At 72.8% G+C, this 25,647-nt stretch carries 12 protein-coding genes; 8 read left to right on the plus strand and 4 right to left on the minus strand.

What is annotated here, in order from left to right; all coding sequences use genetic code 11:
- Positions 1-7 precede the first annotated feature (7 nt).
- Positions 8-9,616 carry an SDR family NAD(P)-dependent oxidoreductase gene (locus AB0I18_RS18240; RefSeq protein ID WP_363106508.1) on the plus strand — a complete coding sequence of 3,203 codons (9,609 nt, stop codon included), beginning with the start codon at positions 8-10 and terminating at the stop codon, positions 9,614-9,616.
- Between the two features lie 122 nt (positions 9,617-9,738).
- Here AB0I18_RS18240 and AB0I18_RS18245 read toward each other — a convergent pair whose 3' ends face one another.
- Genes AB0I18_RS18245 through AB0I18_RS18255 form a run of 3 tightly spaced genes read right to left on the minus strand, consistent with a single transcriptional unit; the run spans position 9,739 to position 13,318 of the window.
- Positions 9,739-10,740 carry a Gfo/Idh/MocA family oxidoreductase gene (locus tag AB0I18_RS18245; protein WP_363106509.1) on the minus strand — a complete coding sequence of 334 codons (1,002 nt, stop codon included), beginning with the start codon at positions 10,738-10,740 and terminating at the stop codon, positions 9,739-9,741.
- A complete protein-coding gene (locus AB0I18_RS18250; RefSeq protein WP_363106510.1) occupies positions 10,737-12,125 on the minus strand; it encodes an NDP-hexose 2,3-dehydratase family protein in 1,389 nt (462 codons plus the stop codon). The genes AB0I18_RS18245 and AB0I18_RS18250 overlap by 4 nt, the downstream gene beginning before the upstream one ends.
- 5 nt (positions 12,126-12,130) lie before the next feature.
- Positions 12,131-13,318, minus strand: a complete 1,188-nt coding sequence (locus tag AB0I18_RS18255) for a cytochrome P450 (protein WP_363106511.1) — start codon at positions 13,316-13,318, stop codon at positions 12,131-12,133.
- A gap of 422 nt (positions 13,319-13,740) precedes the next feature.
- Here AB0I18_RS18255 and rfbA point away from each other — a divergent pair, with 422 nt between their 5' ends.
- The 5 genes from rfbA to AB0I18_RS18280 all read left to right on the plus strand — a co-directional run bounded on the left by rfbA (position 13,741) and on the right by AB0I18_RS18280 (position 18,258).
- On the plus strand, positions 13,741-14,649 hold the full coding sequence (rfbA, locus tag AB0I18_RS18260; protein WP_363106512.1) for a glucose-1-phosphate thymidylyltransferase RfbA: 909 nt from the start codon (positions 13,741-13,743) through the stop codon (positions 14,647-14,649).
- Positions 14,646-15,602 (plus strand): dTDP-glucose 4,6-dehydratase, encoded by a 957-nt coding sequence (rfbB, locus tag AB0I18_RS18265; RefSeq protein ID WP_363106513.1) that lies wholly within the window; start codon positions 14,646-14,648, stop codon positions 15,600-15,602. The genes rfbA and rfbB overlap by 4 nt, the downstream gene beginning before the upstream one ends.
- A 92-nt stretch (positions 15,603-15,694) precedes the next feature.
- A complete protein-coding gene (rfbC, locus tag AB0I18_RS18270; RefSeq protein WP_363106514.1) occupies positions 15,695-16,315 on the plus strand; it encodes a dTDP-4-dehydrorhamnose 3,5-epimerase in 621 nt (206 codons plus the stop codon).
- Positions 16,316-16,369: 54 nt separating this feature from the next.
- Positions 16,370-17,125, plus strand: coding sequence for a class I SAM-dependent methyltransferase (locus AB0I18_RS18275; RefSeq protein WP_363106515.1), 756 nt, complete (start codon positions 16,370-16,372; stop codon positions 17,123-17,125).
- Positions 17,122-18,258 (plus strand): DegT/DnrJ/EryC1/StrS family aminotransferase, encoded by a 1,137-nt coding sequence (locus AB0I18_RS18280; protein WP_363106516.1) that lies wholly within the window; start codon positions 17,122-17,124, stop codon positions 18,256-18,258. The genes AB0I18_RS18275 and AB0I18_RS18280 overlap by 4 nt, the downstream gene beginning before the upstream one ends.
- A gap of 113 nt (positions 18,259-18,371) precedes the next feature.
- On the opposite strand, the gene AB0I18_RS18285 is transcribed toward AB0I18_RS18280, so the two are convergent.
- Positions 18,372-19,610 (minus strand): activator-dependent family glycosyltransferase, encoded by a 1,239-nt coding sequence (locus tag AB0I18_RS18285; protein WP_363106517.1) that lies wholly within the window; start codon positions 19,608-19,610, stop codon positions 18,372-18,374.
- 343 nt (positions 19,611-19,953) lie between these two features.
- On the opposite strand from AB0I18_RS18285, the gene AB0I18_RS18290 reads away from it, so the two are divergent.
- Positions 19,954-21,153 (plus strand): cytochrome P450, encoded by a 1,200-nt coding sequence (locus AB0I18_RS18290; RefSeq protein ID WP_363106518.1) that lies wholly within the window; start codon positions 19,954-19,956, stop codon positions 21,151-21,153.
- Between the two features lie 134 nt (positions 21,154-21,287).
- Positions 21,288-25,647, plus strand: a 4,360-nt coding sequence (locus AB0I18_RS18295) for a type I polyketide synthase (protein ID WP_363106519.1), incomplete at its 3' end; no start/stop codon positions are given.

Below are 25,647 nucleotides of genomic sequence, written 5' to 3' on the forward strand. Positions count from 1 at the left end.
GGTCCACATGGCTGATGACAAGGAACTCCGCGACTACCTCAAGCAGGTCGCCGCGGACCTGCACCGGACGCGCAGGCGGCTGAGTGAGCTGGAGTCGGCGGCCCGCGAACCGATCGCCGTCGTCGGCATGGCCTGCCGCTACCCCGGCGGGGTGCACTCGCCCGACGACCTGTGGCGGCTCGTCGCCGAGGGCCGCGACGCGGTGGACTCCTTCCCCGAGGACCGCGGCTGGGACCTGGCCGCCCTCTACGACCCCGACCCGTCGAAGGACGGCACCTGCTACGTCCGCGAGGGCGGCTTCCTCGACGACATCGCCTCCTTCGACGCCGCGTTCTTCGGGATATCACCGCGCGAGGCACACTCCATGGACCCGCAGCAGCGGCTGCTCCTGGAGGCCTCCTGGGAGGCGCTGGAGCGCGCCGGCATCGACACACGGGCGCTGAAGGGCAGCCGCACCGGCGTGTTCGCGGGCGTCTCCCAGCAGGACTACGCCACCCTGCTGGCCACCACCGAGGGCGGCATCGACGGCCACGGCTCGACCGGCGTCTCCAACAGCGTGCTGTCCGGGCGCATCTCGTACGTCCTCGGGCTCGAAGGCCCGGCGCTCACCGTCGACACCGCCTGTTCGTCCTCGCTGGTCGCCCTCCACCTCGCGGCACGGGCACTGCGGGCGGGCGAGTGCGATCTGGCCCTGGCCGGCGGTGTCACCGTGATGTCCACGCCGGACGTGCACGTGATGCTCTCCCGGCAGGGCTCGCTCGCCCCCGACGGCCGCTGCAAGGCGTTCGGCGCCGCCGCCGACGGCGCCGGCTGGAGCGAGGGCGCCGGCATCCTCGTCGTCGAGCGGCTGTCCGACGCCCGGCGCAACGGCCACCCCGTACTGGCGGTCGTACGGGGCTCCGCCGTCAACCAGGACGGAGCCTCCAACGGCCTGAGCGCTCCCAACGGCCCCTCGCAGCAACGGGTCATCCGGGACGCCCTCACCGACGCCGGGCTGACCGCCGCCGAGGTCGACGCCGTCGAGGCGCACGGCACCGGCACCCGGCTGGGCGACCCCATCGAGGCGGACGCGCTGCTCGCCACGTACGGCGCCGCCCGACCCGAGGGACGCCCGCTGTGGCTGGGCTCGCTGAAGTCCAACATCGGTCACACCCAGGCCGCCGCGGGCGTCGGCGGCATCATCAAGATGGTGCTCGCGCTGCGTGCACGCACCCTGCCCCGGACCCTGCACGCCGACGAACCCACACCGTTCGTCGACTGGTCCTCCGGCACCGTACGACTGCTCGACGAACCGCGCGCCTGGCCGGACGCCGACACCCCGCGCCGGGCCGGCGTCTCCTCCTTCGGCGTCAGCGGCACCAACGCCCACGTGATCCTGGAGCAGGCACCCGCCGAAGAACCGTCACCCGCCGCCGGGCGGCCCGGGCCCGTCGGAGCGAGGCCCGCGGCCGACGCGCAACCGGCCGGGCCCGACGCCTCGTCACCCGCCGACGATCCGGCCCTCCCGCCCACCGCCCTGCCGGCCGTTCTGTCCGCCCGCGACACCACCGCCCTGCGCGCACAGGCCCGCCGTCTCGCCGAGCACCTCACCGCCCGGCCCGACGTCCCGGTCGCGGACGTCGCCCACTCCCTGGCCACCACCCGCACGCCCCTCGACCAGCGGGCCGCCGTCCTGGCCGGCGACCGCGACACCCTCCTCGCGGGACTGACCGCGCTCGCCGAAGGCCGCCCGCACGACACCCTCACCGAGGGCTCCGCGGTCACCGGCAAGACGGCGTTCGTGCTGCCGGGCCAGGGCTCCCAGTGGCTCGGCATGGCCCGTGAACTGCTCGACGCGGAACCGGTGTTCGCCGACAGCGTGCACGCCTGCGCGGCCGCCGTGCAGGCGCTGGTGGACTGGAACGTCCTCGACGTGCTGCGTGGCGAACCCGGCCCCGTCGACACCGACCGTATCGACGTCATCCAGCCCGTCCTGTTCACCGTCATGGTGTCGCTGGCGCACACCCTGCGGGCCTATGGAACAGAGCCCGCCGCGGTGGTCGGGCACTCGCAGGGCGAGATCGCCGCCGCCCACATCGCGGGCGGTCTCACCCTTGAGGACGCCGTACGCGTTGTCGTCCTGCGCAGCCGCGCGCTGCGGACCCTGACCGTACGCGGCGGCATGGCCTCGGTCCTGCTGCCCGAGGACCAGGTCCGTGACCGGCTCGCCCCCTGGGCCGACCGGCTGTGGATCGCCGCCGTCAACGGACCCGCCTCCGTCGCGCTCACCGGCGACCCCGACGCCTGCGACGCGTTCGTGGCCGCCTGCACGGCCGACGGAGTACAGGCCCGCCGGATCCCCGGCGCCGCCAGCCCCGGCCACTCCCCGCACGTCGAACCGCTGCGCGAGCAGCTCATGGCCGACCTCGCGGACCTCGCGCCGCGCACCGGCCAGGTGCCCTTCTACTCCACCGTCACCGGCCGGCAGCTGGACACCGCGGGCCTCGACGCCACCTACTGGTGCCGCAACATGCGCGAGCCCGTCCGCTTCGAGGGCGCCCTCCGCGCGCTCCTCGCCGACGGCCACCGGCTGTTCGTCGAACCCAGCCCGCACCCGGTCCTCGTCACCTCCGTCCAGCAGTGCGTCGAGGCCGGCGACCACGAGGCCGTCGTGACCGGCACCCTGCGCCGCGGCGAGGGCGGCCCCGGCCGGCTTCGCACCGCCCTCGCCCAGGCGTGGACCGGCGGCGCGCACATCGACTGGCCGCGCGTCTTCGCCGGCACCGGCGCCCGCCGCGTCGACCTGCCCACGTACGCCTTCCAGCGCCGCCGCCACTGGCCCGAAGGCCCGCGCCGCGGCGGCGACGTGACCTCCGTCGGCCTCGGCCCGCTGCGCCACCCCCTGCTGGGCGCCATGGTGCGGCTCGCCGACGACGACGGCGCGGTCCTCACCGGCCGGCTCTCCCCGCACGACCACCGCTGGCTCGCCGGGTACTCGCTCGGCGACCGGGCGGTGCTGCCCGGCACCGCCTTCGTCGAACTCGCCGTCCTCGCCGGTGACCAGTTCGGCCACGGCAGGGTCGAGGAACTCACCCTGCACACCCCGCTGTTGCTGCCGCCGGACGGTGCCGTCGGCCTCCAGGTCAGGATCGGCGCCGACGGCGGGAAGCGCCGCACCCTCGCCGTCTACTCCTCGGCCGTCGCGCCCGGCTCAGACACCGGCGCCGATCCCGACTGGACCCTGCACGCCTCCGGCACCCTGGTCCCCGAAACCGGCGCTTCCGCCCCGGACCTGACGGCATGGCCGCCGGCCGGCGCCGGACCCGTACCGGTCGAGGGCCTCTACGAGCGGCTCGCCGCCGACGGCTTCTCCTACGGACCGCAGCGCCGACTGCTGACCGAGCTGTGGCGCGCCGAGGGCGAGGTCTTCGCCGAGGTGCGGCTGCCCGCCGGAGAGGGCGTCGAAGCCGCCCGCTTCGGACTCCACCCCGCCCTCTCCGAGGCCGCCCTGCACGCGCTGTACGCCCTCGGCGGCGACCAGGGAGACATGGCCGTCCCGTTCTCCTGGAGCGGCGTCGAACTCCGTGCCGCCGGCGCGACCCGGCTACGGGTCCGGCTGACCCGTACCGGCGACAGCACCGTCTCGCTGCTGCTGGCCGACACCACCGGCGCCCCGGTGGCCGTGGTCGACTCCCTGCTGCTGCGCCCCACCGGCCCCGCCGGACTGCTCACCGCGCCGCCGCCCGTCGACCGGCCGGCGCGCGGCGGTTCCGCACCTGCGACGCGGCCCGCCCGCCGCACGGCCGTCGCCGACACCCCGGGTGACGTCGATCCCGGTTCACTGCGCGGCCGGCTCGCCCCGCTGACCGAGACCGAGCGCACCCGGGCCCTGCTCCTGCTCGTCCGCGACACCGCCGCCGCGGCCCTGGGCCACGACGATCCCGACGCCGTCCAGGCCACCCGGCCGTTCAAGGAACTCGGCTTCGACTCGCTCACCGCCGTGGACTTCCGCAACCGGCTCGCCACGGCCACCGGGCTGCGCCTGCCCGTCTCCGTGGTCTTCGACCATCCCTCCCCGCGACGCATGGTCCAGGCCGTGTACGCGGAACTCTTCGGTGCCCAGGACGCTCCGGCAGTCCCGGCGACATCGGCCGCCGCCACCGCCCGCCGCCGCGCCGCCAACGACGAACCGCTGGCCGTCGTGGGCATGGCCTGCCGCTTCCCCGGCGGCGTCACCAGCCCCGAAGAACTGTGGAACCTGCTCGCCGACGGCCGCGACGGGATCACCGGCTTCCCCCGCGACCGGGGCTGGCGCGCCCAGGACACCGCCCGCGGCGGATTCCTCGACGACGTGGCCGGCTTCGACGCCGGGTTCTTCGGCATCACCCCGCGTGAGGCGCTCACCATGGACCCGCAGCAGCGGCTCCTCCTTGAGACCTCTTGGGAGGCCGTCGAACGCGCGGGGATCGACCCGACGACACTGCGCGGCAGCCGGACCGGCGTCTACGTCGGAGCCGCCGCCCTCGGCTACTCGCTGCTCTTCCCGCCCGGCTCGGAGCAGATGGCCGGGTACGCCGTCACCGGCACCGCCACCAGCGTGGTGTCCGGCCGGGTCTCGTACGTCCTCGGTCTTGAGGGCCCGGCGGTCACCGTCGACACGGCCTGCTCCTCCTCCCTGGTCGCCCTGCACACCGCCGCGCAGGCGCTGCGCGGCGGCGAGTGCGACCTCGCGCTGGCCGGCGGCGTCTGCGTGATGCCGGACGCCTCGCTCTTCGCCGACTTCGAACGGCAGGGTGGGTTGTCGGTGGACGGTCGGTGCAAGGCGTTCGCGGCGGCGGCGGACGGGACGGGGTGGTCGGAGGGGGTGGGTGTGCTGCTTGTGGAGCGGTTGTCCGACGCTCGTCGTAACGGGCATCCGGTGCTGGCCGTCGTACGCGGTTCGGCGGTCAATCAGGATGGTGCGTCGAACGGGCTGACCGCGCCGAACGGTCTGGCGCAGCAGCGGGTGATACGGGACGCGCTGGCCGACGCCAGGCTCGTACCGTCCGATGTGGACGTGGTGGAGGCGCACGGGACGGGCACGCGGCTGGGCGACCCCATCGAGGCGCACGCTCTGCTCGCCACCTACGGACAGGACCGCGAACAGCCCGTGTATCTCGGGTCGTTGAAGTCCAACATCGGCCACACCATGTCGGCGGCAGGCGTCGGCGGAATCATCAAGACGGTCATGGCGATGCGGCACGGGACGCTGCCGAAGACCCTGCATGTGGACGAGCCGTCGCCGCAGGTCGACTGGTCGGCGGGCGCGGTGGAGTTGCTGACCGAGGCCCGGGAGTGGCCGCAGGAGGCGGGACGGCCGCGCCGGGCGGGTGTGTCGTCGTTCGGGATCAGCGGCACCAACGCCCACGTCATCCTCGAACAGGCGCCCGCCGCCGACGAGTTCACCGCCGAGGACCCTTCAACCGGCACACCTCGCCCCTGGCCCCTGCTGCTCTCCGCACACGACGAAGAGGCCCTGCGCGAACAGGCCGCCCGGCTCCTCGACCGTCTGGAGACCGCACCCGATCTCGCCCTCGCGGACCTCGCCCACTCGCTGGCCACCACCCGGGCCGCGCTCGAACACCGCGCCGCCGCCACGGTCCACGACCGCGCCGAGGCGACCGCCGCCGTCACCGCTCTCGCCGCCGGGGAGCTGCCACCCGGGCTGATGCGAGACACCGCCCGCGAAGGCGCGCTCGCGGTGCTGTTCACCGGGCAGGGCGCCCAGCGGTTCGGCATGGGCCGCGACCTGTACGCGGCCCACCCGGTCTTCGCCGAGACCTTCGACGCTGTCTGCGTCCACCTCGACCCGCAACTGCCGCGCCCGCTCGCCGAGATCGTCCTGGGCAGCGACACCGACGCCCCCGACCCCGAGGCCATCCACCGCACCGAGTACACCCAGCCCGCCCTGTTCGCCTTCGAAACCGCCCTGTACCGGCTGCTGGAGAGCTGGGGCGTGCGCGCCGACTACCTCCTCGGCCACTCCGTCGGAGAGATCACCGCCGCGCACCTCGCCGACGTGCTGACGCTGCCCGACGCCTGCCGGCTCATCGCCGCCCGCGGCCGGCTGATGCAGCAACTGCCGCCCGGCGGCGCCATGCTGGCCGTCGCCGCCGACGAGACACGCGCCGCCGAAGCGCTCGCCGACCACCCCGGAGCCGCCGTCGCCGCGGTCAACGCGCCCGGCTCCGTGGTGCTCTCGGGCCCGGCCCCCGCCCTCACCGAACTCCACCGGCGGTTCACCGAAGAGGGCCTGCGCACCCGCTTCCTGACGGTCGGTCATGCCTTTCACTCGCCGCTGATGGAGCCCATGCTCGACGAGTTCGCCCAGGTCGTGGCCGGCCTCGACCTGCGCCCGCCGCGCATCCCCGTGGTCTCCGACGTCACCGGAGGGCTCCTCACCGCCGAACAGGCCTGCTCACCCGAGTACTGGGTCAGGCACGTCAGGGAGACGGTCCGATTCGCCGACGGGGTGCGCACCCTGGCCGCCGAAGGGGTCACCGTCTTCCTGGAGGCCGGTCCCGACGGCATCCTCACCGGCATGGCACAGAGCTGCCTCGACACCGACCCCACCAACAACTCCGATGCCGAGCCGCCGGTCTGCGTACCGTCCCAGCGCAAGGGAACTCCCGAGAACGAGGCCCTGCTCACCGCCGTGGCCCGGGCCCATCTCGCCGGTGCGGACGCCGACTGGTCCGCCGTCCTCGCGGGCACCGGCGCCCGCCACGTGGACCTGCCGACGTACGCCTTCCAGCGCAGCCGCTACTGGCCCGATCCCCGCCCGGCCGGGGCGAGCGGCGACCTGGCCGCGCTCGGCCTGCGCTCCGCCGGCCACCCGCTGCTCGGCGCCCGTGTCACCTCCGCCACCGACGGCACCACGCTCTTCACCGGCGAGCTGTCCACGGACGCCCACCCCTGGCTCGCCGACCACGCCGTCCTCGACACCGTGCTCTTCCCCGGCACCGGATTCGTCGAACTGGCCCTGTGGGCGGGCGCCCAGGCCGGCTGCCGCCACCTCGACGAACTCACGCTGGCCGCCCCCCTGTTGGTGCCCGCCGACGCGCCGGTCCAGCTCCAGCTCACGCTGGGCCCCGCCGACGACACCGGCCATCGCGCCCTGTCCGTCCACTCCCGCACCGACCCCGACGGCCCATGGACCGCCCATGCCGAGGGCACGCTGGTCCCGGAAGCGCCCGACACGCCACACGTGACTCCGGCCGTCTGGCCACCGCAGGACGCCGAGCCGGTCGACCTGGACACCTTCTACGACGACCTCGTCGACCACGGCTTCACCTACGGCCCCGCCTTCCGCGGCCTGACCGCCGCCTGGCGACGCGGCACCGAGGTCTTCGCCGAGGTGCGGCTGCCCGCGCCCGCGGGCGGCGGCTTCACCGTCCACCCCGCCCTGCTCGACGCCGCCATGCACTCCCTGGCCTTCCGCCCCTCGGCACCCACGTCGGGCGGTCCGCTGCTGCCGTTCGCCTGGCGCGGTGTCACCACGTACGGGCAGGAGGCCACCACCCTGCGGGTGCACGTCCGCGATCTCACCGGGGACCAGGTGTCCGTGGAGCTGACCGACCCCTCGGGCCGCCCCGTCGCCGCCGTCGCCGCCCTGCACATGCGGCCCACCTCGACCGACCGGCTGGACACCGTGCGGATCCGCCCCGAATGGCTCCTGCACACCGAATGGACCACCCTCGAAGGCGTACCGGCCGTGCCCGAGGGACGGCTCCCGGGCCGGTTCGCGGTCCTCGGCGACACCGCCGCGTACGCCCACGCCGAACCCCTGCTCCAGACCGCCGAGGCCGTCGAGCACCACCCGGACCTCGCGGCCCTGCGAGCCGGCGGACCGGTGCCCGACGTGGTCGTCGTCCCGCTGCCGCTCGCCGCACCGACGGCGGCCGCCGCCCGCGACGCCGTGCACCGGGTCCTCGCGCTGCTCCAGGAGTGGACCGCCGACGACGCCCTGGCCGGCACCCAGTTGGTGCTGTGCACCTCCGGCGCCGTACGGGCCGCCGCCGACGACACGGTGGCCGACCCGGCGGGCGCCGCTGTATGGGGGCTGGCCCGCTCCGCGCAGCTGGAGAACCCGGGCAGCGTCCTGCTCGTCGACCACCTGCCCGGCAGCACCATCCGGCTGTCCCAGGCCGTCGCCCGGGCCCTGGCCGCCGGTGAACCCCAACTGGCCCTGCGCGGCGACGAGTTGCTCGTTCCACGGCTCGCCCGCCTGGCGGCCCCCGACGGCGAACCGGCGACCGACGCCTGGCCGGCCACCGGCACCGTCCTGATCACCGGCGCCACCGGCACCCTCGGCCGCCTGGTCGCCCGGCACCTGGCCACCCGGCACGGTGTACGCGACCTGCTGCTCGCCGCCAGGCGCGGCCCCGACGCCCCCGGCACGGCGGAACTGCTCGCCGAACTCGCGGACCTCGGAGCCACGGCCCGCGCGGTGGCCTGCGATGTCACCGACCGTGCCGCGCTCGCCGCGCTCCTGGACACCGTCGAGGACCTGAGGGCCGTGGTCCACACCGCCGGCACGGTCGACGACGGCACCCTCACCGCCCTCACTCCCGAACAGGTCGACACGGTCCTGCCGGTCAAGACCGAGGCCGTCGAGCACCTGCACGAACTGACCGCCCACCTCGGCCTGGACGCCTTCGTCGTCTTCTCCTCCCTGGCCGGCACCATGGGCGGCGCCGGCCAGGCCAACTACGCCGCCGCCAACGCCTTCGCGGACGCACTGTGCGTCCGCCGCGCCGCGGCCGGGCTGCCCGCGCTCTCGCTCGCCTGGGGGCCCTGGCAGCGGGGCGAGGGCATGACCGCGGGCGTCGCCGAGAGCGACCTGAAACGCATCGCCCGGGCGGGACTTCGCCAGCTCGACCCCCGGGAAGGCATGGCCCTGTTCGACGCCGCCCTCGCGGCCGGCGAGAGCGTCGCCGTCCCCGTACGGCTCGACACCTCGGCCCTCGACCCGGATTCGCCCACGACCCCCGTCCTTCTGCGCGGACTCGCCGCCGGCTCGCGCGGCGGCGAACGGGCGCCCGCCGCACCCGCGGGCGGGCTGCGCGAGCGGTTGCTGCCGCTCTCGGCGGCCGACCGCCGCACCGCCCTGGTGGAGCTGGTGCGGGCCGAGACGGCCACCGCCGCCGGGCTGTCGTCGGCGGACGCCGTGCCGCAGGGCAAGCCGTTCAAGAGCCTCGGCTTCGACTCCCTCATGGCCGTGGACCTGCGCAACAGGCTCTCCGCCCTCACCGCCCTGAGGCTGCCCGCCACCCTGGTCTTCGACCACCCGACCCCCAACGACCTGGCCGAACTCCTGCACGAGGGGCTCGGCCTGACCGCCGTACAGGCGCCCGACCCGGCCCTGCTCGCCCTCCAGTCCCTCGAAACCGCCCTGCGGACCGATACCGACGTCCCCGGCCGCGAGGCCTCGCTCGCCGTACGCCTGCGCGTGCTCCTCGCCAAGCTGGAGGAGGCACCCGGCGCCGCCGGACCCGCCGTCGCGGACCGGAACGGCCATGACGTGGACAGCGACCTGGGCGCGGCCAGCGCGGAGGAACTCCTGAGCCTCATCGGGGACGAGTTCGGCATCCGGTGAACCGGGAGCGGCCGGGCTGCTGCCTGGGCTCGCTCAAGAAGGGCAAGAGGGGTGGGCCCCACGGAGACGTGGGGCCCACCCCTCGGGCAGTCGGGCAGGTGGCGCGAACGAGGCGACGGAGTCTAGGGAATCCGCCGGGCGCAGGTTCGGACGCGGTCCAGCAGGTCGCTCATGCCGAGCACGTCGTCGTGCCCGTCGAGCGGCTCGGCGCCGTCGAGCACGGACGCCGCGAAGCTCCGCAGCACCGCGGCGTACTGGTCGTCGGCGGGCAGGGTGAACTCCTGCACATGGTCCTGCCGTTCGAGCCGGATCACCGGCCGCAGGGCCGGCGGAGGAGTGAAGGCCCGGTCGAGGACGATCCGGCCGGCGCTGCCCCACAGCTCGTACGAGCAGCGGTAGAAGTGCTCGAACCCGAAGGACAGCTCGGCGGTGACACCCCGCGGGGTGGTGAGCAGCACATGGCCCGCCACGTCCACGCCGAGCGCCGGATCCATCCGCAGGACCGCGCCGAGCGGATCGAGCCGGGGGCCGAGCAGCAGCCGTGCCGCGCGCAGGGGGTACACGCCGACGTCGAGCAGCGCGCCCCCGCCGAGTTCCGACCGGTAGCGCACGTCGTGGGCGGGCAGCGAGGGGATGCCGAAGGAACTGCTGAGGGAACGGAGTTCGCCTATCTCGCCCGCCGTGACCATGCGCCGCACCGCCTCGTGCTGGCTGTGGTGGAGGAACATGAGGTTCTCCATCAGGACCAGGCCGCCGGCGCGGGCGGCGGCGACCATCTCGTCCGCCTCGGCGCGGCAGGTCGCCAGGGGCTTCTCCACCAGTGCGTGCCGCCCGGACTTGAGGACCGCGACGGTCCACCGCGCGTGCATCCCGCTGGGCAGCGGGATGTAGACGGCGTCCAGATCCGTGCGGTCGAGCAGCCGTTCGTACCCGGTGACCGGTTCGCCACCGAACCGGTCGGTGAACCGCCGGGCCTTCGCCCCGTCCCGGCTGGCGACCGCGACCAGCCGTGTCCTCGGCTCCGCGGCGATCGCGGGCAGCGTCCGCCGCCAGGCGATGTCCGCGCAGCCGAGGACGCCGACACGGACCGTCCGCTGGGCGCCGGACCCGTCGGGGACGCTCATCCGAGGGACTCCACGCAGGCCACGAGCGTGCGCGCCTCGATGTTGAGGTAGTAGCTGTGCCGCAGCAGCTCCTTGAGCTGCCCGAGCGTGACCCAGCAGAACCGGGACGGCGCTTCCACCGGGAAGTCCGCCTCCACCTCCGCGACCAGATAGCGATTCTCGGCGGCGAAGAACCGGCCGCCCTCCTCCGACTGGACATGGTCGTAGCGGATCCGGTCGGGGGAGCGTGCGGCGAGGGTGAGCGTGTGGTCGAGATAGGGCGGCCGGTCCTCCGGCGGCAGCTCCCGGTACCGGTCCGGGGAGCACTGCACGGTCGGTCCGATCTCCAGCGCGTCCAGGCTGCCCTGCTGGGCCCGCGCCTGGACCAGGAAGTGCGGCACGTCGCCGATCGTCCGGTACAGCAGGGCCAGCAGGCCGCGGCTGGTGGGCGCCAGCATGGGCTGGGTCCAGCGCGGCACCTCACGGTGCGGCGCGGTGACGTCCACCGCGATGATGCGGAAGTACCCGCCCTCGTCGTGTGCGATCTCGGTCGACGTCCGGTGCCAGCCGGGGAGGCCGGTGAGCGGGACGACGCCGGCCGTCAGCCCGTACCAGGCCTTGGCCTCGGTGAACCAGCTGAGCACCTCCGTCATCGAGTGCGCCGAGCCGGCCGCCGGGGACAGCGCGGCCAGCGAGGCCGTGAACGCCTGCCCGGCGCCACTCGCGCCACCGGCCCGCGCGGTCGCCCCATGACTCCCGGGCAGACAGGAGAGCACCGTACGGGCGTCCATGTTGACCATGTTGTCCCGGCGGAGCAGTGTTCTGATCTCGTCGAGGGTGAACCAGCGGAAGTCCTCATGGACCGGCACCTCGGCATCGGTCTCGACGATCATGTTGCGGTTCCTCTTGCGCAGGAACCACGAGCCCTGCTCGGACTGCAGCACATCGACCAGCACCCGGCCCCGGTGGCCGGCGAAGTACTCCAGGTACGCGACGGGGGTTCCCCGGTGCACCCTGGTGTAGTTGCTGCGGGTCGCCTGCACCGTCGGGGACAGCTGTACGCCGTTCACGTTGCCGGGCTCCACCTTGGCCTGCATCAGGAAGTGCCGGACTCCGTCGAACCGCTTGGCGAGAATCCCGAGGACACCGATCTCCGGCTGGTCGATGACGGGCTGCCACCACTCGGGCACGGCACCCTCGCCGGCGCCGCGCACCCGCAGTCCCCGGACGCTGAAGAACCGGCCGGTGTGGTGCCGCAGATCGCCGGTCCCGGGGTCGAAGTCCCAGCCGGACAGGGCGGAGAACGGGATGGTCTCGACGTGCTGGGTGTTCAGCTGTGCGCGCTCGGCGACCCAGACGGAGGAGTCGGTGCCGGTCTCCGGCGCGGTCACCGAAGGATCCACCACGGGGTTCACCACGTGAGCGGCAGGGCGACCGGGCCGCGCAGAATGCCGGTGGTGAACTCGATGTCCCCGACCGGTACCGCGAGCGCGAGGCCGGGGAAGCGCTCCAGCAGGGAGCCCAGGGCGATCTGCAGCTCCAGCCGGGCGAGCTCCGCGCCGACGCAGCGGTGGGTGCCGTGGCCGAAGATGAGATGGGGGTTGGGGGAGCGGTGGAAGTCCACCTCGGCCGGACGGTCGAAGGTGGCCGGGTCGAGGTTGGCGCTCTGGGTGTCCACCACCACGGCCTCGCCCTTGCGAATGATCCCGGTGCTCAGCGGTGTGTCCTCGACGGCGATCCGCACGAGCCCGCCGGTGAGCGAGATCGGCACGACGCGCAACAGCTCCTCCACCGCGGAGGGCACGAGTGCCGGGTCGGCGCGCAGCTCCGCGAGGTGCGTGGGGCTCCCCAGGACGAAGGCGGCGAAGTTGGCGATCTCGTGAGCGGTGTTCTCGAATCCGCCGACGATCAGGTCGAGGGCGAACCCGACCAGTTCCTCCTCGCTGAGCCGGTCGTCGGCACGGGCCGAGACCAGCTTGCCGAGCAGACTGTCGGAGGGCGACTGCCGCTGCCGGGCGACCAGTTCGGAGACCAGGGCCAGCAGCTCGCCGAACGCCGCCTCCACCTCGCCCGGTTCGGAGCTGGTGAACAGGATGTGCGCCAGCCGCCGGAAGGTGTCGCTCTGGAAGTCGGGCACCCCGAGGATCTCGCCGATGACGGTGAGGGGCAGCGGCCGCGCCAGCGCAGTCACCAGGTCGGCCGGCGGGCCCTGCTCCTCCATGGCGTCGAGCAGGGCGGCCACCGCCTTCTCGATCCGCGGGCGCAGCGCCTCGATGCCGCGCATCGTGAACGCCTTGGCGATGAGCTTGCGCATCCGGCTGTGTTCCGGGGGGTCCATGCTGACGATCGACTTGCCCTCCATCAGCACCGGCGTCGGCCGCGGCACGTCGGCACCCAACGTCGCGGCCCGGCTGAACCGAGGGTCGGACAGCACGGTCCTGACGTCCTCGCGCCGGGTGATCAGCCGGGCGTCCATGCCGTACGCCATACGTATCCGGGCCATTGGTTCCTGCGCCTGGATCCTGCGGTAGCAGGGGGGATATTCGAATCCGCTGGGTTCGGCGAGCGGAAAGTGGTGGATCTCTCCGGCAGTGCTCATATCCTGACTCCCTGTCACCCGTTCACTCCGGGAAGAAGGATGGGTCGCGGTAAATGCGGCCACAGAAAAACAGTCACAGGGTATCCACGCCCGACCTGTCCGGATCGAGGTCGGGAAGGATTCTAGGGGTGCCGCGCGAAGAGGATTCCCGGTCGAACAGGGGGAGATAGGGGGCGTGGTTCGGCGTACAGGGGCGGTCCGCCATGCATTTAAGGGGCATTGATGCTGACCTCACCGGGCCGTGCGGATTCTATGATCGGTGGGCAGTCCTTTACGGCGACGCTTTTCCATGCAGCTTCGTCACTCGTGACGGCAGTCAAGAGGAAAAGGAAGGAAGTGACCGATTTGCTTTCCCGGACGGAGTGTTACTCCAGGAAATGGTCGCCGGAGGCTCCGGCGGCCGCACGGCGAAGAGATTTCCCATGAAAGGGATCGTCCTCGCGGGCGGAAACGGAACCCGACTGCAGCCGCTTACATTCGTCGGGTCCAAGCAATTGGTGCCGGTCTACGACAAGCCGATGATCTACTACCCCCTCTCGATTCTCATGTTCACCGGTGTCAGAGAGGTGCTCATCATCACCCGCCCCGGGGAACTCGCCCTGTTCCGCGGCCTGCTCGGGGACGGCCGGCAGCTGGGCATGACCATCGACTACGCGGTCCAGGACGAGCCACGCGGGGTCGCCGACGCGTTCCTCGTGGGCGCCGAGCACATCCTCGGCGACGATTGCGCCCTGATCCTCGGCGACAACCTCTTCCACGGCGCCGATCTGCCGGCGTTGCTCCGCCGCAGCGCGCAGCGGCTGGACGGGTGCGTGCTCTTCGGCCATCACGTCGCCGACCCGGAGCGCTACGGCGTCGCCGAGGTCGACGGACAGGGTCGGCTCCGGTCCATCGAGGAGAAGCCCGCCCACCCGCGGTCCCATCTCGCCATCCCCGGCCTCTACTTCTTCGACGACGACGTGGTCGACATCGCCAAAGGGGTGACCCCCTCGGCCCGCGGCGAACTGGAGATCACCGACGTCCTGCGCGGCTACCTGGAGCGGGACAGGGCCGAGCTGGTGTGGCTGGGTCGGGGCGTCACCTGGCTGGACACCGGTACGCACGAAAGCCTGCTGGACGCCGGTCACTTCGTGCGCGACGTGCAGCGCCGCCAGGGGGTACGGATCGGCTGCGTCGAGGAGATCGCCATGTACATGAACTTCATCAGCGCGGACGAGTGCCACCTGCTGGGTGAGGCCATGTCGACGTCGCCCTACGGCCAGTACCTCATGGAACGCGCCCGGGCCCACACCGCCGACCACTGGCCGCCGACCTCTCTGGAGGAGGCGTGAAGGTCCTGGTCACCGGAGGCGCGGGCTTCATCGGCTCCGCCTACACCAGAGCGCTGCTCGCCCGTGCTCCGGAAGGCCCCGAGGCGCCCCGGGTGACGGTGCTGGACAAGCTCACCTACGCCGGCCGGACGAAGAACCTCGATCTCACCGATCCCCGGCTGACCTTCGTCCACGGCGACATCTGCGACCCCGCAGCCGTCGCCGAGGCGATGGCCGGCGCCGACCACGTGGTGCACTTCGCGGCCGAGTCCCATGTGGACCGCTCGATCACACAGCCCGACGCGTTCATCCGTACCAACGTGCTGGGCACCCAGACCCTGCTGGACCAGGCCCTGCGGCAGGGCGTGGAGTGCTTCGTGCACGTGTCCACCGACGAGGTCTACGGCTCCGTCGAGACCGGTTCCAGGTCCGAGGCCGATCCCCTCGACCCCAACTCGCCCTACGCCGCGTCCAAGGCGGCGTCCGACCTCGTCGCGCTCGCCTACCACCGCACACACGGCCTCGACGTCCGGATCACCCGCTGCAGCAACAACTACGGCCCACGCCAGTTCCCCGAGAAGATCATCCCGCTGTTCGTGACCAGACTGCTCAGCGGCGGGACGGTGCCGCTGTACGGGGACGGACAGCAGGTCCGGGACTGGCTGCACGTCGCGGACCACTGCCGTGGAGTGGAAGCCGTCCGGACGCAGGGACGGCCCGGCGAGATCTACAACATCGGCGGCGGCACCGAGCTGACCAACCGCGAACTCACCGCACTGCTGCTCGCCGCCTGCGGCCGGGAGCGGAGCGCGGTCGAGCACGTGCCCGACCGCAAGGGCCACGACCGCCGCTACGCGATCTGCGACGACAAGCTGCGCCGGACGTCCGACTACCGACCGTGCCACGACTTCGAACGCGGCCTCGCGGAGACGGTCGAGTGGTACCGCCGCAACAGGACCTGGTGGGACCGCTGAGGCGAACGCTCCCTCGCACCGCCGCCGGCGATCCCGGACCCCAGGTGCCCCTCATCTCATCCCTCATGAGCCGTATCCCCGGAGAGCTGATCATGGAATATCGCACACTGGCGGTCCAGGGCGCCTTCGAGTTCTTCCCCGAGGTGTTCCCGGACGACCGGGGGCGCTTCACCGCCCCCTTCCAGGAGTCCTCCTTCGTCGACGCGGTCGGGCATCCGTTCCCCGCGGTGCGGCAGGTGAACTGCAGCACGTCACGGCGCCGGGTGCTCAGGGGCGTGCACTTCACCCGTACGCCGCCCGGCGTGGCCAAGTACGTGTACTGCGCCCACGGCCGGGTCGTGGACATGGTGGTGGACCTCCGGGTGGGGTCGCCCACGTTCGGGGCCTGGGACGCGGTGACGATCGACGCCACCGTCCGGCCCAGCGGCGTGTACTTCCCCGTGGGGGTGGGACACGCGTTTCTCGCCCTCAGCGACGACACCGTCATGTCGTACGTCCTGTCGGGGGAGTACGTGGCGGACCAGGAGCACGCCGTATCGCCGCTGGACCCCGCCATCGCACTGCCCGTCACGGCCGAGCGAGAGGTCACCCTCTCCGCACGCGACCGGGCGGCTCCCACCCTCGCCGAGGCTCAGGCCTTGGGCCTGCTGCCCGTCTACGAGGAGTGCCTCGAGATCGAGAACAGCTTCAGGAGTTCCGTACGCATCCCCTGACCACCGGCTCTCGTACGGGGCACGCACCTCCAACAGCACCAGAAGGGACCTCCGTTGACCTCCGCCACTCCTCGCCCGGTCATGGCCTACAGCGACGACCACGCCGACATCTACGACCTCATCCACTCCGCACGCGGCAGGGACTGGGCCGCCGAGGCGGAAGCGATCTCCGACCTCGTCACCGAGCGCCACCCGGAAGCCGACTCGCTCCTCGACGTCGCCTGCGGCACCGGCCAGCACCTCGACACCTTCCGACGCCGCTTCACACGGGCCGCGGGGGTCGAACTCTCCGCCGGAATGCGGCGTATCGCCCAGCGGCGGCTGCCCGGAACCGAGGTCCACCTCGGTGACATGCGGACCTTCGACCTGCACGGCACCTACTCCGCGGTCACCTGCCTGTGCTTCTCGGTCGGCTACATGGCAGCCGTCGACGAGCTGGAGCGGGCCGTCGACCGCATGGCGCACCACGTGGAGCCCGGCGGGGTGGTCGTCCTCGAACCCTGGTGGTTCCCCGAGCGGTTCCTGGAGGGCTTCGTCACGGGTGCCGTGGCGCAGGAGGACGGCCGGGTCGTCAGCCGGCTCTCGCACTCCGTCCGGGAGGGGAACGCCACCAAGCTGACCGTGCGGTACACCGTGGCCGAGAGTGCCACCGGCATCCGGGAGTTCACCGCGCACGAGATCCTCTCGCTGTTCACCCGCGACGAGTACGAGACCGCGTTCACGCGGGCCGGCCTCGCCGTCGAGTACATCGAGGGCGGCCCCAACGGCCGCGGCCTCTTCGTCGGTGTCGCGCCGCGGAGCACGCCGTGATCCAGGTGTTCCAGCCGCAACTGGGCGCGGACGAACTCGCCGCCGTCGCCGAGGTGTTCGACAGCAACTGGATCGGTCACGGGCCCCGGACCGCCGCGTTCGAGGCGCAGTTCGCCGAACACCTCGACGTCGAGCCCGAGCAGCTCGTCTTCCTGAACTGCGCCACCGCCGGACTGTTCCTGGCCACCGAGCTCCTGGGACTGACCGAGGGCGACGAGGTCGTGCTGCCGTCCCTCAGTTTCGTCGCCGCGGCCAACGCCGTGGCGGCCAGTGGCGCCCGGCCGGTGTTCTGCGATGTCGACCCCCGCACACTCAACCCCACCGTGACCGATGTCGAGCGCGCCGTCACGTCCCGTACGAAGGCCGTGCTGGTACTGCACTACGGCGGACTCCCCGGGGACATAGCCGCGATCGCGCACTACTGCCGCGAGCGGGGCATCACCCTGATCGAGGACGCCGCCTGTGCGGTGGCGTCCCGCGCCGACGGGAAGGCCGCCGGCACCTTCGGCGACCTGGCGGTGTGGAGCTTCGACGCCATGAAGGTGCTCGTCTGCGGGGACGGCGGCATGCTGTACGTCCGCGACGCCGAGCAGGCCGCGCGGGCCAGGCGGCTCGCCTATCACGGACTCGCGCGGCCGAGCGGCTTCGGCCAGGCCCGCGTGTCGTCCCGCTGGTGGGAACTGGACGTCCCCGAGGTCGGCCGGCGCATCGTCGGCAACGACATGACCGCGGCGATCGGAACCGTACAACTGCGCAGGCTGCCGGGGTTCGTGGACCGCCGTCAGGAGATCGTCGAGCTCTACGACCGCGAACTGGCGGGGATCCCCGGGCTGTTGCTGCCCCCACCGCTCCCCGCGGGCCATCGCTCGACGTACTACTTCTACTGGGTGCAGATGGATCCGGACGTACGGGACAAGGTCGCGAGCGAGCTGTTCGCGGCCGGCGTCTACACCACCTTCCGCTACCCGCCCCTGCACAAAGTCCCCGTCTACGGGGCCGCCGACCAGGTCCTGCCGCACTCCGACCAGGCCGCGGACCGCACCCTGTGCCTGCCGCTGCATCCCGGGCTCGACGACTCGGACGTGCGCTCGGTGGCGACGGCACTGCGCAAGGCCATGGAGGCCCACCGGTAGAAGCCCGTCGGCAGGAGCACCCAGTAGAAGCACGTCAGTAGAAGCACGGAGGAGCGGAACCACTCCGGCCCCGACTCCCGGCAGCAGGCCGGGGTCGGGGCCGCGGCACGCCGTCAGCGGTGTTCGGCCGTCAACTTCTCCAGGACCGGCACCAGTTCACCTGGAGTCGGCTGAGCCAGGATCCGCTCGTCCCGCAACCGGCGCGCCGCCCGGCCGAACGACGGGTCCTCCAGCAGCCGCACCAGTGGCTCGCGCAGTGCCCGCCGGTCGGCGACGTACAGCCCGGCACCGGCCCTTTCCAGATGCCGGCCCTTGAGCAGTCCGTACCAGCTGTTGGCGATCAGCAACTGCGGGACCCCCGCGCCCAGCGACGTGTTCCACGTCCCGCCGCCGCCGTAGTGGACGACCGCCGAGCAGCTCGGCAGCAACGCCAGCAGCGGCACGAAGTCGACGAGCCGGGTGTTGCCGGGTACCGCCGCCGCCTCGCCCGGGGCCTGCTTCAAAGTGGCGACGAGCTCGATGTCGAGACCGTCGAAGACGTCCAGGCCGGCGACGGGGAAGGCATCCTGTCCGGCCTGGTCGCGCTGGGTCAGTCCACCCGTGAGACAGACCCGGGGCCGGGCGGGCGGCACGTGCAGCCACTCCGGCACCACGGCGGGCCCGTTGTACGGCACGTACCGCATGGGGACGGTCCGCAGGCCCAGCGGCAACCGCACTTCTTCGGGAACCGTGTCGATGGTCCACTGCCCCACCGCGACGTCCTGGGTGAACTCGCCCGCCCCGTACCGTGCGAGCAGCGGGCCGAGCCAGGACTCCAACGGGTCGACGCGCTCGCTCTCGGGGGCCTGCGCGCGCAGCCGCAGAAAGGTCGCGCGCATCTGCTGCAACAGGTCCGGACTGAACACCAGCCGGGCATGCGCCGCGCCGACGGCACGCGCGGCGACCGGCCCCGCGAAGGTGTACGGCTCCCAGACGACCAGGTCCGGGCGGAAACCGCGGGCGAACTCGACGAGCCCGTGGACGAAGGCGTCGTTGTTGACCCCCTTCATGTAGTGGTCGACGAACGCGCGGTACAGCAGGCCCTGCCCCTCCCAGGTGGGCGGCGGCTCGACGCCGTCGGCCTGGGCGGCCCCATCCGAGTCGGCGGACTCCTGCATCCGCCGCACCTGCTCGTGGAACGTGTGGTCCTCGCCGACCGGCACGGCGGTCAGCCCCGCCTGGGTGATGTCGTCCGTCAGCGCGGGCTGCGACGCCACGTACACCTCGTGCCCCGCGACGCGCAGCGCCCAGGCGAGCGGGATCAGACTGTAGAAGTGGGTTCTCTCGGAATGGGTGGCGAAGAGCACACGCATCAGGCGGCATCCTTCCGGCGGCTGGGTGAAGCGGGTCGGCCCCGCCGCCGGACGGGTCACTCCCACGGCGGCGACGCGCGAGTGAGCGGCGCCTGGCTGCCGGACCCGCATCCTGGCGGCCAGACTGCTCCGGCACCGCCCCCGGGGCCAACCCCTACCCCCGGTCGACCTGCGGTTTCAGGGGCGCGGGACGCCGTCCCCCTGCCAGGGCGGCCGGCAAGGTCAGGGGGGTGACCGAACCGCTTCTGGGGGTTCCAGGGCAGGCCCGGCGCCGTAGCGTCACGATCGGCCCAGGGCCGGGGCGTCCGGCCGCGGCCAGGGCCCCGCCACCCCAAGGAGCGCGATGCCCCTCGACGTCGAAACGCCGCTGCCCTACCAGCGCGACCCCGTCTGCCCGTTCGATCCGGGAGCCGCCCTGCGGGAGGTCCAGGAGAAGGACCCGGTCCACAGGTACCGCCTGCTGGACGGTCAGGACATCTGGGTCGTCACCCGCTACGACGACGTACGGCAGATGTTCACCGACCCGCGCCTCAGCAGCGCCCTCACCCCGCTCACCCTCATGCTCCCCGGCATCGACGAGACCGGCTTGCAGGTCCCCCGGGGCAGCTTCGTCAACATGGACCCACCGGAGCACACACGGTTGCGCCGGACGGTCGCCGCCACCTTCACCGCCCGGCGCATGCGCGAACTCGCCCCGCGCCTGGAGCAGATCGCCGAGAACTGCCTCGACGCCATGGAACACACCGGCCCGCCCGTCGACTTCATGGCCGGGTTCGCGTTCCCCTTCCCGCTGCTGGCCATCTGCGAACTGCTCGGCCTCTCCGACACGCAGCGCGAGGAGTACATCCGCATCGTCAGCTCGGCGCCCGGGCTGGCCGCCACCGTCGAAGAAGGCCAGGCACTCATCGCGGCGGCCGAGCGCTTCATGGGCGACGCCGTCGCCGCGCAACGTGCCGACCCCGGCGACGGCATGATCGGCATGCTGGTCAAGGAGCACGGGGACGAAGTCGACGACGAGGAGATCGTCGGCATCAGCAACATGTTCCTGTCCGCGGGGTTCGACACCGTCGCCAACACCATCGGCCTCGGCATCCTCGCCCTCCTGGAGAACCCCGACCAGTTCTCCCTGCTGCGCGACGACCCCTCCGTCCTCGACACCGCCGTCGAGGAACTCATGCGCTACCTCAGCGTCGTCTCCGCGACCAGCGGGCGCACGGCCACCGAGGACCTGGAACTCGGCGGCGTCACCATCAAGGCCGGCGAGTACGTCGTACCGGCCCTGGCCGCCGCCAACCGCGACCCGGCCCACTACAAGGACCCCGACCGGCTCGACCTCACCCGCACACCGGCCCAGCAGGTCGGCTTCGGCCATGGACTCCACCGCTGCATCGGCGGCGCCATGACCCTGCTGGAGATGCGGATCGCGTTCCCCGCCGTGCTGCGCCGCTTCCCCGGCCTCCACCTCGCGGTGCCCCGCGAGGAAGTGACGTACCGCGGCTACAACATGGTGCACGGCGCACTCAGTATTCCCGTCGCCTGGTGACAACGGTGGGCGGAGCCGCGGAGCCCGCGACCGGCCCCAGGCCCACCGAAGATCCCGCAGAAGATCCACTTCCCCCTCGCCGGAACGCTGCGCTTGACGGAGCCCCGGCGGCAGAACCAGTGGGAGCCAGAGGCATGAACACATCCCCGGACGAGGTCATCGACGCACTGCGTGCCTCCCTGCTGGAGAACGAACGGCTGCGCCGGCACAACCAGCAGCTCACCTCCGACGCCACGGAACCCCTGGCGATCGTGGGCATCGGCTGCCGCTTCCCCGACGGAGTGAACAGCCCCGAGGACCTGTGGGGGCTCGTCGCCGAGGGCCGCGACGCCATGGGCGGCCCGCCGGCCGACCGCGGCTGGGAACACCGCGCCTCCTTCGACCCCGGCCACCGAGGAGCCTTCCTCGACTCGGCCCCCGGCTTCGACGCCGGCTTCTTCCGCGTCTCGCCGCGTGAGGCGCTGGCGATGGATCCGCAGCAGCGGCTGCTCCTCGAGGTGTCGTGGGAGGCGGTGGAGCGGGCCGGTATCGCCCCGTCGGCGCTGCGCGGCAGCCGCACCGGCGTCTTCGTCGGCGGCGCTCCCCAGGAGTACGGAGCCCTCCTCGCCGACTCGCCCGAGGACACCGACGGCTACGCCATCACGGGCCTGCCCGCCAGCATCATGTCCGGCCGCATCGCGTACCTGCTGGGCCTGGAGGGCCCGGCACTGACCGTCGACACGGCCTGCTCCTCCTCCCTCGTCGCCCTCCACCTCGCGGGCCGGTCACTGCGCGGCGGCGAATGCGACCTCGCCCTCGTCGGCGGCGTCCTCGTCATGACGACCCCGGCCATCTACGGCGAGTTCGACAGCCAGGGCGGATCGGCGTCGGACGGCCGGTGCAAGGCGTTCGCGGAGGCGGCGGACGGCACCGGCTGGGGCGAGGGTGCCGGGGTCCTGGTGGTGGAGCGGCTGTCGGACGCCCGCCGCCATGGTCATCAGGTGCTGGCGGTGGTGCGGGGTTCGGCCATGAACCAGGACGGCGCGTCGAACGGACTGACCGCGCCGAACGGCCCGTCCCAACAGCGGGTGATCCGGGACGCGCTGGCCAGTGCGGACCTCGCACCGACGGAGGTCGACGCGGTCGAGGCGCACGGGACGGGGACCCGGCTCGGCGACCCCATCGAGGCGCAGGCGCTGCTGGCGGCGTACGGCCAGGGGCGGCCCGACGACCGGCCGCTGTGGGTCGGTTCCATCAAGTCCAACATCGGCCACACCCAGTTCGCCGCCGGAGTGGCGGGTGTCATCAAGACGGTGATGGCACTGCGGTACGGGGTGCTGCCGCGCACCCTGCACGTGGACGAGCCCACGCGCCAGGTGGACTGGTCCGCGGGCGCGGTGCGGGTGTTGACGCAGGACCAGCCGTGGCCGGATGCCGGGCGCCCGCGGCGGGCGGGTGTGTCGTCGTTCGGAATCAGCGGCACCAACGCCCACGTCATCCTCGAACAAGCCCCTGAGGACGAACCGGCGCCCGACCAGGACGACGGCCGGCCCCTCCCCGCCGTGCCCGTCACGTTCAGCGCCCGGAGCGAGACCGCGCTGCGAGACCAGGCCGCCGGTCTCCTAGCTCATCTCGATCGCCGGCCCCACCTCCGCCTGCCGGACCTCGCGTTCTCACTGGCCACCACCCGCGCACCGATGGACCACCGCGCCGCCGTCACGGCCACGGACCTGCCCGGCCTGACCACCGCACTCCGCGCCCTCGTGGAGGGGGAAGACGCGCCGGGGCTGGTCCAGGGGATCGCTCCGGGCGGTGGTGGTCTGGGGCTGGTGTTCTCGGGTCAGGGGTCACAACGGGTCGGTATGGGGCGTGGGTTGTACGAGGCGTTCCCGGTGTTCGCGGGGGCGTTCGACGAGGTGTGCGCGGCCTTCGAGGGGCTGGTACCGGGGTCGTTGCGGGACGTGGTGTTCGGCGGTCCGGCGGAGGAGTTGGAGTCCACGGGCTGGGCGCAGCCCGCGCTGTTCGCGCTGGAAGTGGCGCTGTTCCGGTTGGTCGAGTCGTGGGGGGTGCGGTCGGATGTGGTGTTCGGGCATTCACTGGGTGAGGTGGTCGCGGCTCACGTGGCAGGCGTGTGGTCGCTTGATGACGCGTGCCGGGTGGTGGCGGCGCGTGGGCGGTTGATGCAGGCGTTGCCGGCGGGTGGGGCGATGTGGGCGGTCGAGGCTTCGGAGGCCGACATCGGGGACGTGCCGGGTGTGTCGGTGGCGGCGGTCAACGGTCCGTCGTCGCTGGTGGTGTCGGGCGCGGAGGAGGTCGTGCGGGAGGTGGCGGACGGGTTCGCCGCTCAGGGGCGTCGGGTGAAGCGGCTGGCGGTCAGTCACGCGTTCCACTCCGGGCTGATGGAGCCGATGCTGGCCGAGTTCGCCGAGGTGCTGTCCGACGTCGCCTTCCACGAGCCGGTGATTCCGGTGGTGTCGAACGTGACCGGGGAGGTGGCGGGGGAGGAGCTGTGCACCCCGGAGTACTGGGTGCGGCACGTACGCGCCACGGTCCGGTTCGCCGACGGGGTCCGTGCGGTGCGGGCACAAGGTGTCGGCACGGTACTGGAGTTGGGCCCCGACGGCTCGCTGGTGTCGATGGTCGAGGAGACCGAGCCGGAGCTGGTGGGCGTACCCGCGCTGCGCCGGGACCGGGACGAGGCGACCGCGCTGGTGTCGGCGCTGGCGCCGGCGCATGTGCGGGGCGCGAAGGTGGACTGGGCGGCGGTGTTCGCCGGTACCGGGGCGCGGCGGGTGGACCTGCCGACGTACCCCTTCCAGCACCGCCGCTACTGGCCCCGAACCGCCGTGAGCGCGGGCCGCGGCCGAACGGTGGACGACTGGCGGTACCGGGTCGTGTGGCGTCCCTGTGCCCCGGCCGGGACCAGGGAGCCGGCCGGGCGATGGCTGCTGGTCGCGCCGAGAGAGGGCGTCGGCACGAAGGTGGCGGCGGCGTTGCGGGCCGCCGGTGCCGAGGTGGAGGTCGAGACCCGCGTTGTCCCCGGTGACTTCACGGGAGTCGTGGCGCTGCCGGAGTCGGCCGCGGCCGCGGTCTCCCTCGTACAGGATCTGCGCTCCGACGACCTGAAGGTGCCGCTGTGGTGGCTGACGGAGCACGCGGTCGCGGTCGTTCCCGACGACACCGTGCGGCCGGGAGCGGCCCAACTCTGGGGGCTCGGCCAGGTGGTGGGTCTTGAGGAGGCCAAGTGGTGGGGCGGGCTCGTCGATCTGCCCGCCGAATGGGCCGACGACACGGGCGAGTTGCTCGCAGGCGTTCTCACGGCCGCGACCGGCGGTGAGGACCAGGTGGCCGTGCGCGGGACGGGCCTGTTTGCCCGGCGGTTGGTGCGGGCGCCGTTGGCGGGGCGTGGTCCGGTGCGTCCGTGGAAGCCGCGGGGGACGGTTTTGGTGACGGGTGGTACGGGTGGTGTGGGTGCGCATGTGGCGCGGTGGCTGGCCGCCGAGGGGGCGGAGCATCTGGTGCTGACGAGTCGTCGGGGTGCCGCGGCTCCGGGGAGCGATGTGCTGGCGGGGGAGTTGCGGGCTCTTGGCGCCGGTGTGACGTTCGCGGCCTGTGATGTTTCCGACCGGGAGGCATTGGCCGCCGTACTGGCGGACGTTCCGCAGGAGACCCCGCTGACCGCCGTCGTCCACGCCGCCGGCATCGTGCGTTACACCAAGGTCCGGGACCTGATCCCCGAAGAGCTCGACGAGGTGGTCTCCGGCAAGGCGGCGGGTGCCCGGCACCTGGACGAACTGACCGCCCACCTCGACCTGGACGCCTTCGTCCTCTTCTCCTCCGGCGCCGCGACCTGGGGCGGCGGTTCGCAGGGTGCCTACGCCGCCGCGAACGCCCACCTCGACGGCCTCGCCCACGAACGCCGGGCTCGCGGACTGCCCGCCACCTCCCTGGCGTGGGGCACCTGGCGCTCCGAGGGAATGGCGGCAGACCTGGACGAAGAGTCCCTCTCCCGCATGGGGCTCGCGCTGATGGACCCGGGACTCGCCCTGTCCGTCATGCGGGAGGCGGTGGAGCACGGCGAGACCGCCCTCACCGTCACCGACACGGACTGGTCCCGGTTCACCCCCGTCTACGCGGGCGCCCGCCGCCGCCCGCTGATCGAGGACATCCCGGAGGCCGCCCGCGCGCTGAGCGCCGGGGACGACGCCGGCGAGCCCACCGAATCGGCGGGCGACGGCGGTACGAGCGCCGACGCGCTGCGGCGCAGGCTCGCGGACCTCACCGAGGGCGAGCGGCGAACCGCACTGCTGGACCTGGTGCGTTCCCGGGCCGCAGCCGTGCTGGGGCACTCCGACGTGGCCGAGGTCGCGGCCGACCGGCCGTTCAAGGACCTGGGGTTCGACTCGCTGACGGCGACGGAGCTGCGCAACCGGCTGAACACGGCCACCGGCCTGCGGCTGCCCGCCACCCTGGTCTTCGACCACCCCACCCCCACCGCCCTCGCCACCCTCCTGC

It is taken from the genome of Streptomyces sp. NPDC050704 (assembly GCF_040654355.1).
Taxonomy (GTDB): domain Bacteria; phylum Actinomycetota; class Actinomycetes; order Streptomycetales; family Streptomycetaceae; genus Streptomyces.

Excerpts from the sequence above, each read along its gene's own strand:
- AB0I18_RS18240 (WP_363106508.1), top strand. The coding sequence starts at position 8 with ATGGCTGATGACAAGGAACTCCGCGACTACCTCAAGCAGGTCGCCGCG.
- AB0I18_RS18245 (WP_363106509.1), bottom strand. The coding sequence starts at position 10,740 with ATGAGCGTCCCCGACGGGTCCGGCGCCCAGCGGACGGTCCGTGTCGGC.
- AB0I18_RS18255 (WP_363106511.1), bottom strand. The coding sequence starts at position 13,318 with ATGAGCACTGCCGGAGAGATCCACCACTTTCCGCTCGCCGAACCCAGC.
- rfbA (WP_363106512.1), top strand. The coding sequence starts at position 13,741 with ATGAAAGGGATCGTCCTCGCGGGCGGAAACGGAACCCGACTGCAGCCG.
- rfbC (WP_363106514.1), top strand. The coding sequence starts at position 15,695 with ATGGAATATCGCACACTGGCGGTCCAGGGCGCCTTCGAGTTCTTCCCC.
- AB0I18_RS18285 (WP_363106517.1), bottom strand. The coding sequence starts at position 19,610 with ATGCGTGTGCTCTTCGCCACCCATTCCGAGAGAACCCACTTCTACAGT.
- AB0I18_RS18290 (WP_363106518.1), top strand. The coding sequence starts at position 19,954 with ATGCCCCTCGACGTCGAAACGCCGCTGCCCTACCAGCGCGACCCCGTC.